Annotated in this window: 12 protein-coding genes; 3 read left to right on the top strand and 9 right to left on the bottom strand. The window is 68.0% G+C overall.

All coding sequences use genetic code 11. From position 1 onward, the window contains the following. Window positions 1–70: 70 nt before the first annotated feature. Window positions 71–196 (bottom strand): hypothetical protein, encoded by a 126-nt coding sequence (locus ABZV44_RS09485; protein ID WP_354833793.1) that lies wholly within the window; start codon window positions 194–196, stop codon window positions 71–73. A 209-nt stretch (window positions 197–405) separates the two neighbouring features. On the opposite strand from ABZV44_RS09485, the gene ABZV44_RS09480 reads away from it, so the two are divergent. Both ABZV44_RS09480 and ABZV44_RS09475 read left to right on the top strand, forming a co-directional pair. Beyond that, on the top strand, window positions 406–1,134 hold the full coding sequence (locus ABZV44_RS09480; protein WP_354833791.1) for a PadR family transcriptional regulator: 729 nt from the start codon (window positions 406–408) through the stop codon (window positions 1,132–1,134). 14 nt (window positions 1,135–1,148) lie between these two features. After that, complete coding sequence (locus ABZV44_RS09475; RefSeq protein WP_354833789.1) at window positions 1,149–2,645, top strand: DHA2 family efflux MFS transporter permease subunit; 1,497 nt, start codon at window positions 1,149–1,151, stop codon at window positions 2,643–2,645. Window positions 2,646–2,744: 99 nt separating this feature from the next. On the opposite strand, the gene ABZV44_RS09470 is transcribed toward ABZV44_RS09475, so the two are convergent. The 3 genes from ABZV44_RS09470 to ABZV44_RS09460 all read right to left on the bottom strand — a co-directional run bounded on the left by ABZV44_RS09470 (window position 2,745) and on the right by ABZV44_RS09460 (window position 5,616). Continuing rightward, window positions 2,745–4,319, bottom strand: coding sequence for a molybdopterin-dependent oxidoreductase (locus ABZV44_RS09470; RefSeq protein WP_354833787.1), 1,575 nt, complete (start codon window positions 4,317–4,319; stop codon window positions 2,745–2,747). Between the two features lie 183 nt (window positions 4,320–4,502). After that, window positions 4,503–4,931, bottom strand: a complete 429-nt coding sequence (locus tag ABZV44_RS09465) for a VOC family protein (protein WP_354833785.1) — start codon at window positions 4,929–4,931, stop codon at window positions 4,503–4,505. 124 nt (window positions 4,932–5,055) lie between these two features. After that, window positions 5,056–5,616, bottom strand: coding sequence for a CGNR zinc finger domain-containing protein (locus tag ABZV44_RS09460; RefSeq protein WP_354833783.1), 561 nt, complete (start codon window positions 5,614–5,616; stop codon window positions 5,056–5,058). A gap of 88 nt (window positions 5,617–5,704) precedes the next feature. Here ABZV44_RS09460 and ABZV44_RS09455 point away from each other — a divergent pair, with 88 nt between their 5' ends. Continuing rightward, window positions 5,705–6,604 (top strand): alpha/beta hydrolase, encoded by a 900-nt coding sequence (locus ABZV44_RS09455; protein ID WP_354833781.1) that lies wholly within the window; start codon window positions 5,705–5,707, stop codon window positions 6,602–6,604. Between the two features lie 75 nt (window positions 6,605–6,679). Here the strand turns inward: ABZV44_RS09455 and ABZV44_RS09450 are convergent, their stop codons facing one another. The 5 genes from ABZV44_RS09450 to ABZV44_RS09430 all read right to left on the bottom strand — a co-directional run bounded on the left by ABZV44_RS09450 (window position 6,680) and on the right by ABZV44_RS09430 (window position 13,683). Then, window positions 6,680–8,146, bottom strand: coding sequence for an MFS transporter (locus ABZV44_RS09450; protein WP_354833779.1), 1,467 nt, complete (start codon window positions 8,144–8,146; stop codon window positions 6,680–6,682). Window positions 8,147–8,447: 301 nt separating this feature from the next. Continuing rightward, window positions 8,448–10,244 carry a long-chain fatty acid--CoA ligase gene (locus tag ABZV44_RS09445; protein ID WP_354833777.1) on the bottom strand — a complete coding sequence of 599 codons (1,797 nt, stop codon included), beginning with the start codon at window positions 10,242–10,244 and terminating at the stop codon, window positions 8,448–8,450. Between the two features lie 112 nt (window positions 10,245–10,356). Next, window positions 10,357–11,271, bottom strand: coding sequence for an alpha/beta hydrolase (locus ABZV44_RS09440; RefSeq protein ID WP_354833775.1), 915 nt, complete (start codon window positions 11,269–11,271; stop codon window positions 10,357–10,359). Window positions 11,272–11,299: 28 nt separating this feature from the next. Continuing rightward, window positions 11,300–12,130: an SDR family NAD(P)-dependent oxidoreductase gene (locus tag ABZV44_RS09435; RefSeq protein WP_354833773.1), complete on the bottom strand. Its 831-nt coding sequence runs from the start codon at window positions 12,128–12,130 to the stop codon at window positions 11,300–11,302. Window positions 12,131–12,162: 32 nt separating this feature from the next. After that, window positions 12,163–13,683, bottom strand: coding sequence for an NAD(P)/FAD-dependent oxidoreductase (locus ABZV44_RS09430; RefSeq protein ID WP_354833771.1), 1,521 nt, complete (start codon window positions 13,681–13,683; stop codon window positions 12,163–12,165). Window positions 13,684–13,764 lie beyond the last annotated feature (81 nt).

The following is a 13,764-nucleotide window of genomic DNA, read 5'->3' as shown; positions in this document are numbered from 1 at the left end:
TTACGTATGAATAAACACGAGCCCCGGCGCTTTCAGCGCCGGGGCTCGCTGCTTTCCGTTGCCAGAGCGCTTACTTGTCCTGCGCGTCCGCTTCATCCTTGGCGGAATCGTTGGCGCCCTTGAGGTCCCAGACCGCCATCATGGCTGCGATGCCCTCGGTGGCGGCGGTGTCCTGGGTCGATTCCTGATCGGACATTGCGTGTACCTCTTTCTGCTACTTCCGTAACGAAAGTTGATGCTACCGGCCGGAATTACTTGCGGCCTGTCGGGAAATGGTCTGCGACAAGGCATTTCACCGAAGCCGTGATGGTCATCACAGAGAGGGGCGGGTGGTGGGGGCGGGGTTGCTCTCAGCATGTTCCGCGTCGTATATTCCACGTGGAATATTTGATACGGAGGATGTCGGTGACCGACGCTAGCGTCGGTGACGAGAACGGAGGACCGGTGACGAAACGGCAGGCGATACCAGCGTTGACGCCCTTGGCGATCGCGGTGCTCGCGCTGCTCGAAGAACGGCCCATGCACCCGTACGAGATGTATCAGCTCCTGATCAGCCGCCATGAGGACGAGCTGGTGAAGATCAAGCCCGGCTCGCTCTACCACACCGTGGCCCGGCTGGCCGAGCAGGAACTGGTCCTGGCCGAGGGCACCGATCGCGCCGGCAACCGGCCCGAACGCACCACCTACCGGATCCGCACGGCCGGCCGCGCGGCACTGCGGGCCCGCATCTCGGAATTACTGCGGCAGCCGGTGAAGGAGTATCCGATCTTTCCGGTCGCGCTGGCCGAGGCACACAATTTGCCCGCGGGCGAAGTCGCCGCCGTGCTACGCGAACGGATCGCCTGGATCGAGAGCCGGATCACCGAACTCGAGGCGCTGCGCGAGTGGGCGAGCAACCGCCAGGTCCCCCGGCGTTACTGGGTGGCCATCGACTACGTCCACGACCTGTCCGTGACCGAGGCCCGCTGGCTGCGCGGCTTCATCGACGACCTGGACAGCGGCGCACTGGAGTGGGAGCCCTTCGATGCCGAAGGCGAACGCTGCGCCATCCCCGAGGAAAACAAGGGCCATGACTGGGGCGCGGGCCTCACCGCCGAGGACCTGGCCGCCGTCCGCACCCACCACCCGAGATAGGAAACCCGAATTCCATGTCCACTCAACGCAATCCGTGGCTGGCGCTGTACGCGCTGGTCGTCGGGTTCTTCATGATCCTGTTGGACATGACCATCGTCGCGGTGGCCAATCCGGCGATCATGAAGGACCTGCAGGCCGATGTCTCCCAGGTCATCTGGGTCACCTCCGCCTACCTGCTGGCCTACGCGGTGCCGCTGCTGGTCACCGGCCGGCTCGGAGATCGCTTCGGCCCCAAGAACATCTATCTCGGCGGCCTGGCCGTGTTCACCCTGGCCTCGCTGTGGTGTGCCGAGTCGACGAGCATCAACATGCTGATCGCGGCCCGCGCCGTGCAGGGCCTGGGCGCGGCGCTCATGACGCCGCAGACCATGGCGGTCATCACCCGCACCTTCCCGCCGGACAAGCGCGGCGCGGCCATGGGCCTGTGGGGCGGCGTGGCCGGTCTGGCCACCCTGGTCGGCCCGATCCTGGGCGGCGTGCTGGTGGACTGGCAGGGCTGGCAGTGGATCTTCTACGTGAACGTGCCGATCGGCATCATCGCCTTCGCCCTGGCCGTCTGGCTGGTGCCGTCGCTGCCCACCAACGAGCACAAGTTCGACCTGGTCGGCGTGGTGCTCTCGGGCGTCGGCATGTTCCTGCTGGTGTTCGGCATCCAGGAGGGCAACAGCCACCACTGGGACGCCTGGATCTGGGCCATGATCATCGCCGGCGTGGCGGTGCTGGCGCTGTTCATCGTCAACCAGGCTCGCAACACCGGTGAGCCGCTGGTGCCGCTGAGCCTGTTCAAGGATCGCAACTTCGCGCTGTCCAACCTGGCCATCGCGGCCATGGGCGCGGCGGTGACCAGCGTATTCGTGCCCGCCTACTTCTATCTACAGCAGGTACACGACATGACGCCGACGCGCTCGGCACTGGTGTTCGCGCCCATGGCGATTCTGACCGGTGTGTTCGCGCCGATCATCGGCAAGATCTCGGACAAGGTCGCGCCGCGCGTCATTCCGACCATCGGTTTCGCGCTCTTCGCGGCGACCCTGTTCGGGTTCGGCGTCCTGATGAAGCCGGACGGCTCGATCCCGCTGTTCATGATCGTCGGCGGCATCTCCGGTATCGCCAATGCCTGCATCTGGGCGCCGCTGGCCACCACCGCCACCCACAACCTGCCGGTGCAGCAGGCCGGTGCGGGCGCGGGCGTCTACAACACCACCCGTCAGATCGGTTCGGTACTCGGTTCGGCCACGATCAGCGCACTGCTCTCGGCTCGCATCTCGGCGCAGGGCCTGCCCAGCGGCCCGATCGGCGAGGGCGGCGGCGGCAAGAGCCTGAGCAGCCTGCCGGCCGAGGTCCGAGGTCCCATCCTGGAGAAGCTCAGCACCGCGCTGAGCCAGTCCATCTACCTGCCCGCCCTGATCCTGTTGATCGGCGTCGCCGCCTCGGCGCTGTTCATCGGGCACGGCAAGGCGGAGGGCGATCAGCGCGACGATATGGCGAAGGCCGATATCGGGGTGCACTGATCCGCTGATATTCGAAAAGCGCTGCCCGCCGGGGCTTTCCCGGCGGGCAGCGCTGTCCGTGCGGTCGGAGCGGCAGGCTCGCTGGAGTCCGCTGTGCCCTCAGCCGATTCGCACGGTGAGCGAGGGATATCCGGTCGCGCCGTCGGGCACGACGTCCTGTTCCCGGTCGGTCTGGGTCTCCCCGGTGCCGTCGGTCGCTCGCGCCCAGACCGTGTGCACGCCGGTGCTGCCGGTGGCGTCCCAGTCGTAGGCCCACTGCACCCAGGTGTCGATGGACGGCGCCACCGCCAGCCGGGCGGGCCGCCAATCCCCTTGATCGATGCGGACTTCCACGCCGCGAATGCCGCGATGCTGCGCCCATGCCACACCCGCGATGGTGACCTTGCCCGGGGCGATGGTGCCGCGGCCGCGGGGGGTGTCGATACGGCATTCGGTCTTGATCGGGCCCTTGGCCGACCAGCCGCGCTTGGTCCAGAACGCCTCGGCGCGATCGAATCTGGTGATCTCCAGCTCGGTCACCCATTTGGTGGCCGACACGTAGCCGTACAGCCCGGGCACCACCAGCCGCGCGGGATAGCCGTGCGCGGTGGGCAGCGGTTCGCCGTTCATGCCGACGGCCAGCATGGCGTCGCGACCGTCCATCAGCACGGCGAGCGGGCTGCCCGCGGTGAAGCCGTCGATGCTGTGCGACAGCACCATGTCGGCGTCGGGGTGCGGTCCGGCAGCGGTGATCAGCTCGTCGAGCCGATAGCCGAGCCAGCGGGCATTGCCGATCAGATCGCCGCCGACCGGATTGGACACGCAGGCCAGCGTGACCAGCCGTTCGATGGGGGTCTTTGCGGCGAGATCGGCGTAGCTCAAACGGATCTCGCGATCGACCATGCCGTGGATGCGCAGTGACCAGTCGTCCTTGCTGACCTGCGGCACAGTGAGTGCGGTGTCGATGCGATAGAAGTCGGCGTTCGAGGTGAGATACGGCGTCAGGCCCGGAATCCGCAGATCCGCGCCGGGCTCGATCGACGGCTCCGCGCCGGTGGGCGTCGGCAGCTGCACGTCCGCGCGCTCGGCCGACACATCCCGCGACCGCAGCCCGATGATCCGTCCCGCGATTCCGCCGACCGCCGCGGCCGCGCCCGCGATCACGATCCCGCGCACCACCAGCCGCCGCTCCACCGCCAGCTCGGCGGGCGAAAGGCGCTGCGGCTCGGCCGTTTCCGCGTCCGCGGCGGTCGCGGCGAATTCGCCGAACCGGGTGATCCGGCCGATCAGGCTGCGCAGCACCAGGATTCCGGCGACCATGCCGAGAATCGAAGGGAAGGCCCAGGTCCAGGTCGCATTGGGGCGACCGAGCGCGGCGATGGTGGACAGCAGCCCGAAGATCGCGAACAGGATCGATCCGAGCGGCCGCCGCTCCCGCTCCACGATCCCGGCGACCGCGGCCAGCACCACCGCGACCACACCCATGCACACGAACAGCAGCACTTTGTCATTGGTGCCGACCAGGCCGATGATCCACTCCCGGAACCCGTCCGGTGTGTGGTCGACGATCCACGCTCCGACCGCCTGCAGGGGCGTGCTGTCGGGGCTGACCAGCACGGACACCAGCTCCGCCACACCCAGGGTGACGCCGCCGGCAACAATTCCGCCGGCCGTCCGTAATCCGCGATCCGCCACGAAACCGACCCTACTGCGCGGGTCGGCTCGTGGAACGGCTCGAAGGATTACGGAAGCGTGACGCCCGTGGTCCGCAGCGCCACGGCGGCGATCACGGCCATGACCAGCAGACTGCCACCCGCCACCGCGACGGCGTGGTGCGGGCCGGTCACGCTGAGTGCCGGCCCGGCGGGCCGGGGTGAATCACATCTGCGCGCTGCCGGTGTAGTTGATCATCCACGGCACCGAGAACTTGTCGGTGACCATGGCGAACGCCTCGGCCCACTCCACCTGGCCCAGCGGCATGGACACGGATCCGCCCGGCGCGAGCTCGTTGAACAGCCGCTCGGCCTCGGCGGCCGACTCGACCTCGACCTGCACGGTGAAACCCGGCTTGGAGTTGTCGATCTCGCTGCCGGGCGGGCAGTCGGAGACCATGAGGATATTGGTCTCGCTCAGCGGCAGCTGGGCATTGGCGACCCGGTTCAGCACGTCCTCGGGCATCTCCGGCGGGGTCTCACCCATGTCGCGGAAACGGACGATGGTCGCCTCGCCGCCGAAGACGGACTGGTAAAAGGTGATTGCCTCTTCGGCATTGCCATTGAAGAGCAGGTACGGGTTCAGCGCGGGCATGGGTTCCTCCTCGATGGTTTTCGGGCAGGTGCGGCGGCACCCGGAAGGTAGGACTCGGGGGCCACGCGGAAATCATCGGCCCTCGCCCGGGAAATTCGGGTGAACCGGCGAGGAATTCGGTGGATCAGTCGGTGGCCCGGTGGCGCTGGTAGTAGCGGGCGACCCGGACGCGGTTGCCGCACCGCTCGGGCGAGCACCACTGGCGGCGCGGATGCGCGGGCAGGAAGAGCATGACGCAGTCCTCCGCACCGCACTGCCGCAGCCGATCGATGGCCGGATCGGTGAGCAGGGTCGCGGCGGCATCGGCCAGGTGCGCGGCCAGCCGGGCGCCCGGATCGCCTAGGCGCGCGACGGTTTCGGTGACGGCATCGCCGTTCCAGTCCAGGCGGCGAATGGCGGGCGCGGCCGATTGCGCCTCGGCGAGGCCGCGCAGTGCGGCGGACGGCGGGCGGCGGCCGTGCAGCATCGCGTCCAGCGCTGCGGCGGTGTGGTCGCGCACCGCGTGGACGGCGGCCAGGTCGGCCCCGGTGAGGCGCTGCGGCGGCGGCTCGGGTAGGCGATCGGCCTCCAGGCGCAGCCAATCCGCCAGCTGCTCGGGGGTTTCCAGCAGGTCGGCACCGGTGGGCCGGGTGTTCACCAGGTCCAGTGCGAGGGGTTCACCGATCAACGGTTCGAGATCAGCCACGTCGCTAATGCTACCTCGAGCCGTTGACACATTAGCCGGAATCGGCGTAGAACTAATGCAACATCGCCGACAGAAAGCATGTGAAGCCGTGAACGCACCCACCCAGGTCCTGCACCCGCTCTCCACCGTCCGGCACGGCCGCCTCGAGGTCGATGGCGTCGAGGTCTTCTACCGGGAATCGGCGCCCGCCCGCGCGGACGCCCCGGTCCTGTTGCTACTGCACGGTTTTCCCACCGCGTCCCACCAGTTCCGCCGCCTCATCGACGCCCTGGGCGACCGCTACCGCCTCATCGCTCCCGACTATCCCGGTTTCGGAAACACCATCGCCCCCGCGGATTTCGACTACAGCTTCGACCACCTGGCCGACATCACCGAGGGTTTCGTCCAGCGGCTGGGCCTGACCAGCTTCGCCATGTACATCTTCGACTTCGGGGCGCCCATCGGCCTGCGCCTGGCCACCCGGCATCCGGAGTGGATCACCGGCCTCATCGTCCAGAACGGCAATGCCTACGAAGCCGGTTTGTCCGAGGCCGCACAGGGTTTCGTGGCCCTGCATCCCGACCATGCGGGCGACGAGGAGGTCATCCGTGGCCTGCTCACCCTCGAGGGCACCCGCGGCCAATACGAAACCGGCGTCCCCGACCCGGCCCTGCTCGACCCCGATGCCTGGACCCTGGACCAGCACTATCTCGATCTCCCCGGCCGCAAGGAAGCCCAGGTGGCCCTGGCCTTCGACTACAAGTCGAACGTGGCCCGCTACCCCGAGTGGCAGTCCTGGCTCCGCACCTACACGCCCCCCACCCTCATCACGTGGGGCGCGAACGACCCCTTCTTCCCCGCCCCGGGCGCGCACGCCTACCTGGCCGACCTCCCCGATGCCGAACTCCACCTGTTCGATACGGGGCACTTCGCCCTGGAAACCCATGTCTCCGAAATCGCCGGGCTCATCGCCGATTTCCTCGACCGCCTACCCACACCGGCACGGTGAGGCGAGGAATCTCGCCCCGCCACGACGACAGGCCCCGCGCGGGCGGGGCCTGTCGAATGATGTTGGCGGCGTGGATCAGTGGGCCTCGCGGGGCGCGTGCGGGAGCAGGAAGGCCAGGCAGAAGGCCGTGATGCCGAGCCCGATGCCGACGAGCGTGACGTGCTCCATGCCGATCAGAGCATTGCCGCGCAGGGTGCCGCCGAGGTGGGTGAAACGGTTGAAGAACACGGTGCCCAGCACCGCGACGCCGAGCGCGCCGGCCAGCTGCTGTACCGATTCCAGCAGGCCCGAGGCCGAGCCGACCTCGTCGTCCTCGATCTCGCCGATGATGATGCTGAACATCGGGACGAACACCATGCCCATACCGAATCCGACGACCAGCAGCGGACCGGCCAGCTCCCAGGCGTTCAGGCCGGTGCCGGCCAGGTGCAGCACCGCGTAGAGGCCGGACAGTCCGGCGGTCATGATGCCGACGCCCAGGTGCAGCACCTTGCGGCCCAGCTTCGGTGCCTCCGCTCCGAGAGCGGAACCAAAGAAGGAGCCGAGGGCCCAGGCCGCCATGGCGATGCTCGCGCCGATCGGGCTGTAGCCGAACCCGAGCTGCAGCATCAGACCGAGGCCGAGCGAGAAGCCGATGATGCCGATGAAGAACACCGTCTCGAAAAGCACTCCGGCACTGTAGGACCGGCGCCCGAACACGCCCAGCCGCACCAGCGGGGTCCGGCCGGCCGCGGTCCGGAGCCGCTGCTGCGCAACGAAGATCCCGAGCACCGCGATACCGATCACCGGCATGATCAGGCTCCAGGCCGGCCAGCCGTGCTCTCGCCCCTGCATGAGCGGATAGATCAGCAGCCCGACACCCGCACCGGCCAGGACGACACTGAGCAGATCGAGCCCACCGGTGCGGTCCCCGCCGCGCCGGGGCAGCGCCGCGATACCCCCGATCAGAGCGAAGAGCCCGAGCGGCACATTGATCCAGAAGATCGACCGCCAGCCGGTGCCGAGCAGATCCACCGTGATGAGCAGCCCGGCGACGATCGGCCCGAGAATGCTCGCGATGCCGAGGGTGGCGCCGAAGGCCGCCCACGCCCGGGGCTGATCCGCGGTGTCCGGGAACAGATCCCGGATCATCCCCAGACACTGCGGCACCATCACCGCGGCCGCCGCGGCCTGCGCGACCCGCCCACCGATCAGCGCCTCCGGCGACGCGGCCAGCGAGCAGGCCACCGAGGCGAGCACGAATCCGACTGTGCCGCCGAGGAACATCCGCCGGCGCCCGAACAGGTCGCCGAGCCGTCCACCGGTCAGCAGCCCGACCGCCAGCACCAGCGTGTAGGCCGCGGCGGTCCACTGCATCGTGGCGTAGCTGCCGCCCAGATCGCGCCGGATCATCGGCAGCGCGACGTTCACGACATTGGTGTCGAGCATGTTCATCAGCGTCGCGCCGATGATCGCGGACAGCCCCAGCCACCGGCGGGCGGGCGCGGCGACTGGTGTGGATACGGCCGCGACGGGCGGTGTGAGGGCGGTGGCGGTGGACATTGCGGGCTCCTTCCGATGGAGCAATAGTATCCACAACACTAGTTTCTAAGCAACTAGTTTTGAGAATATACCGAAGCGCGCCCGGGACCGGCAGGAGGACGCCGGACCCGCGAGCCGGGATCACGAGGCGGTGTGGCCTATCCCGTTGTCGCTCATGGCATCAATGCTTCCGGTAAACACCGGGCTTCTACATCACGAGGATTCGTTATTCATCGGTGCACCCGGGGCCATTACCCGGGAACGCGAAGGGGCCCGCGGAAGTCCGCGGGCCCCTTGCCTTTCCGGATGTCTCCGGAGCCGATCAGGAGTTGTAGATCGCGTCCACGTCGGCCGCGTACTGCTTCATGACGACGGCACGCTTGAGCGAGAGCTTGGGAGTGAGCTCGCCGCCCTCCTGGGTCCAGTCGACCGACAGGATGCGGACCTTCTTGATCGCCTCGGCGTGCGACACCAGCTTGTTGGTGGCCGCGACCGCGTCATTGATCTCGCCGACCAGGGCCGGGTTCTCGATGACGTGCTCGATCGGGGTGTCGGCGGGAATCCCGTTGCGCGCCTTCCACGCCGGCAGGGCCTCCGGGTCGAGGGTGACGAGCGCGCCGATGAAGGGCTGACCGTCGCCGACCACCATGACCTGGCTGATCAGCGCGTTCTGGCGCAGTGAGTCCTCGAGCATGGCCGGGGAGACGTTCTTGCCGCCGGCGGTGACCAGGATTTCCTTCTTGCGCCCGGTGATCGCGACGAAGCCCTGCTCGTCGATGGCGCCGAGGTCGCCGGTCTTGAACCAGCCGTCGGCGTCGAAGGCGTCGGCGCTGGCCTCGGGGTTGTTCCAGTAGCCGCCGAACACGACCGGACCGCGGATGAGCAGCTCGCCGTCCTCGGCGACTTTGGCGCCGTGGCCGGGCAGCGGGCGGCCGACCGAACCGACCTTGATGAACTTGGGGGTGTTCACGCTGACGGCGGCGGTGGACTCGGTGAGGCCGTAGCCCTCATAGATGGTGACGCCGGCACCGCGGAAGTAATGGCCCAGGCGCGCGCCCAGCGGTCCGCCGCCGGAGACGGCGGACTCGCACTGACCGCCCATGGCCTCGCGCAACTTGGAGAACACCAGCTTGTCCAACACCATGTGCTGCAGCTTGAGCACGATGTTCGGGCCGCCGTTCTCCAGCGACTGGCTGTACTGGATGGCGATCTCGGTGGCGTAGTCGAAGATCTTGCCCTTGCCGCCGTCGTGCGCCTTCTGCTTGGCGCCGTTGAACACCTTCTCGAAGACGCGCGGCACCGAGAGAATGAAGTTCGGCTTGTACTGCCCGAACTGCTCGACCAGGGTGGACCAGTCGGCGGTGTGGGCCACGGTGACACCGGCGTCGAAGGCGGCCAGCGCGACCGCGCGGGCGAAGACGTGGGCCAGCGGCAGGAACAGCAGCGACTTGCGGCCCGGCAGCAGGAACTCGCTCATGGCGGAGCGGTCGGCGGCCGACTCGGCGTACAGGTTGGCGTGCGAGAGCATGACACCCTTGGGCCGGCCGGTGGTGCCGGAGGTGTAGATGAGGGTCGCCGGGGAGGCGGCCTTCACCTGGGCGCGGCGCTCGTGCACGACGGCGTCGTCGAGGTCGGCGCCGCGGGCGACGAGGTCGGCGATGGCGCCCTTGTCGATCTGCAGGACTTCCTTCAGATTGCCCAGTCCGCCTTCGATTTCCGCGATGGTGGCGCGGTGCTTGTCGTTCTGGACGACGGTGAGCTTGGTGGCCGAGTCCTCGAGGATCCAGCGCGCCTGCTCGGCGGAGGAGGAGTCGTAGATGGCGACGGTGCAGCCGCCGGCCGCCCAGATGGCGAAGTCGAGCACGACCCACTCGTAGCTGGTCTGGGCCATGATGGCGACGCGGTCACCGAGCTCGACGCCGGAGGCCACCAGGCCCTTGGCCACCTCGGTCACGGTCTTCGCGAACGTCGCCGCCGTGACGTCGTTCCAGCCGCCCTTGCCATCCGGGGTGTTGAAGACGACCAGGTTGGGGGTCTTCTCCGCATGCCGGAACGCGCCGTCCGACATGTTGGCGTTCTCCGGAATGGTGTAGGTAGCCGGGACTTCGAACTCTCGCATCGCTGCCCTTCCACAGTGGGTTTACTGGCGGGTAATCTACGCCACGCTCAGGGGTAACTCCCGGCGGACCGCCCGAACCTGTTGTCGGACGGTCCCGCGTTATGTCTTTTCCCTATCCTATTGACCGGCTCTGCGCTGGTCGAAGGGCATGCCGGAGGAACTGTCCGAGCTCGGCGGTCACGGTCGCGGCGGGGGCCACCAGACTCGCCTGCAACTGGGCGACGTGCCACAGTCCGCGGGTCTCGGTGAACTCGGCCGGCACCCCGGCCGCCCGCAGCTGGGCGACCAGCCGCGTGCACTGGGCGTGCAGCAGTTCGTCCACGTCGGCCTGGACATAGGTGGGCGGCAGCCCGGACAGGTCGGCGAGCAGCGGCGCGTACCCGGTGTCGGTGCGGTCGCCCGCACCCAGATAGGCGGCGGCACAGGCCCGCGACCACGGCTTGTTGATGACCAGATCGCGGTTCCGGATCGGTAGCTCGTTCGGGTCGGCCCAGGGCGCGATCAGGCCGAGTGCGGCCGGCACCAGCCGGTGCCGGTCGCGCAGCCGCAGCGCCAGTGCCAGCGAGAGCCCGCCGCCGGCCGAATCACCGGCCACCGCAATGCGTTCCGGCCGGTAGCCGGCGGCCACGAGGTCCAGGAAGGCCGCCTCGGCATCGTCGAGCGCCGCCGGGAACGGGTGCTCGGGAGCCAACCGGTAGTCCAGAACCTGGACGGCGCAACCGGTTTCCCGCGCCAGATAGGCGGCCAGCGACCGGTGCGTGGCCGGCGAGCAGACGGTGTAGCCGCCGCCGTGCAGGTACAGCACGGTGGCGTCGTCCGAGACCGGCCCGACCGTCACGCGTTCGGCCGGGCGGCCACCGAGTTCGACGTGCTCCACGTGGGTGCCCCGCGGAGCGCGCTGCGCCACCGAGCCCCAATCCATCAGCGCCCGTTGGACACTGAACGGCAGCCGGTGGTTGAGCACGATCCGGAAGAGCGGATTCAACGCGGCGCGGACGATGGGCAACGGCAGTGTCACATCGGGCATGACCGAGCGTCCTCTATTCGTCTCTGGCTTACGGCAGGAAGCGCTTCTGTACCACGGCGGAGATGCGCTGGTAGTACGAAGCGGTGGTGCGCACGAACAGGTCGAGGGCCTTGGCCTCCCAGCCGATGAGCACCCGGCCGTGCCCCTTGCGGACGGCCTCGGTAATGGTCTGCGCGGCCATTTCCGGGGTGTGCAGGGCCAGCTTGCTGTCGAAGAGGGCGGCCAGGTTCTTCTGGTTGAGGCCCTCGGAGACGGTGGCATTGCGGGCGACGGCGGTCTGGATGCCGCCGGGGTGCACGCAGGTCACCTTGACCGGGGTGCCGCTCATGAGCATTTCCTGGCGCAGCGCCTCGGTGAAGCCGCGGACCGCGAATTTGGCCGAGTTGTAGGCACTCTGGCCGGGGACCGCGATCAGGCCGAAGAGGCTGGACACGTTCACCACGTGGCCGTCGCCGGATTCGATGAGGTACGGCAGGAACGCCTTGGTGCCGTTGACGACGCCCCAGAAGTCGACGTCCATGATGCGCTCGATGTCCTTGAAGGCGGTGTCGAGCACATCGCCGTGGTGGGCGATACCGGCATTGTTGTAGATCTGGTTGACCTTGCCGAAGTACTTCTGCACGTCATCGGCGTAGAGCAGCACGGCCTCGCGCTCGGCCACATTGAGCCGGTCGGATTTGACCTTGACGCCATATTTCTCGCAGCGTCGCACGGTTTCGGCGAGGCCCTCGGCGTCGATGTCGGACAGCGCCAGGTGCGCGCCGCGCCGGGCCAGGTTCTCCGCCAGGGCGCGGCCGATGCCGGAACCCGCACCGGTGATCACGCAGACCTTGTCCTTGAAGTAAGCGTCATTGCTCACGGTTACCGCCTTCGGTTGTCTGGGTTGGGTGACTAGTCGGCCTGTGTGACAGGCTCGGTGGTCGTGTCGTACGCCGAGACATCGAAGTGCTCGAGCAGAGTGCGGAACCGGAAGGTGAAATCCGGCCACAGTGTGGTGTTGTTGCCGTGCTTGTCGAGATACCAGGAGGCGCAGCCGCCGGTGCTCCACACCGCACCTTCCAGTTTGCGCTGCAGGCCGGCGTTGTAGTCGTCCTGCACGTCCTTGCGGACCTCGACGGTACGCAGGCCCAGCTTGTCGAACTGCGCGATGGCGTCGGAGATGTAGTTGATCTGCGACTCCAGCATGAACACCATCGAGGTGTGCCCCAGGCCCACGTTCGGGCCCAGCATGAAGAACATGTTGGGGTAGTTGTTGATGGCCGAGCCCTTGTAGCCCTGTTGCCCGATGGCGTCGAAGACCTCGGAGAGCGTGCGGCCGTCGCGGCCGGTGACGGTGTCGTAGACCGGCGAGTCGGTGACGTGGAAGCCGGTGGCCACGACGATGGCGTCGACCTCGCGCTCGGCGCCGTCCTTGGTGACGATGGAGCCCGGACGGATCTCCTTGATCCCGTCGGTCACCACGTCGACATTGTCGCGGCTCAGCGCCGGGTAGTACTCGTTGGAGATCAGCATGCGCTTGCAGCCGATGCGGAAGTTCGGGGTGACCTTGCGGCGCAGTTCCGGATCGCGCACCTCGGCGAACAGCTTGGCGCGGGCGATGGCCTCGAGGCCGAGCATGGCGGGCGGGAACTTGGCCAGCCCGACCACCTGGGTCTCGCGGGCGGCGTAGATCCCGGCGCGGTAGAGGCTGCGCAGCGCGGGAATGCGCTTGAGCGCGAACTTCTCCGGGGCCAGGTACTCGCGGTCCACCCGGGGCAGCAGCCAGGGCGCGGTGCGCTGGTACACGTCCAGGTGCGCGACCTGGCCGGCGATGCTGGGGACGATCTGGATGGCGGAGGCGCCCGTGCCGATGACGGCGACGCGCTTGCCGGTCAGATCGGAGTCGTGGTTCCAGCGGGCGGAGTGGAAGATCTCGCCCTGGAAGTCGTTGATGCCCTTGATATCCGGCAGGTTGGGCTCGCAGAGCGCGCCCACGGCGGAGACCAGGATGTCGGCGGTGAAGGGGCCCTGGCTGGTCTGGAGCTCCCAGCGGGCGTCCTGGGCGTTCCACCGGGCGCCGGTCATCTCGCAGTCGAAGATGTGCCGGTCGCGCACGCCGTACTTGTCGGCGACGCCCTGGATGTAGCGCTGGATCTCGGGCTGCTTGGAGAACGAGCGCGACCACTCCGGGTTGAGCGCGAACGAGTAGGAGTACAGCTGGGAGGGCACGTCGCAGGCCGCGCCCGGGTAGGTGTTGTCGCGCCAGGTGCCGCCGACATCGCTGCCACGCTCCAGCACGAGGTAATCGGTGCGCCCCTGCTGGCTCAGCCGGATGGCCAGGCCCAGGCCCGAGAACCCGCTGCCGACGATGATCACGCGGGAGTGCCGGACCGGCCGGTTGCCGACAGCTTTGTCTGTAACCTTGCGACTCATGTATCCGAGCGTAAGGTCTTATTGAGCGGGAGTCAACAGTATTGACTCACGTTCAGTAAGACCTGGGACATGACAAGATGG

Source organism: Nocardia sp. NPDC004860, assembly GCF_040609015.1.
Classification (GTDB): domain Bacteria; phylum Actinomycetota; class Actinomycetes; order Mycobacteriales; family Mycobacteriaceae; genus Nocardia.
Note: the sequence above shows the minus strand (reverse complement) of the source record. Positions and strands in the feature narration are given on the sequence as shown.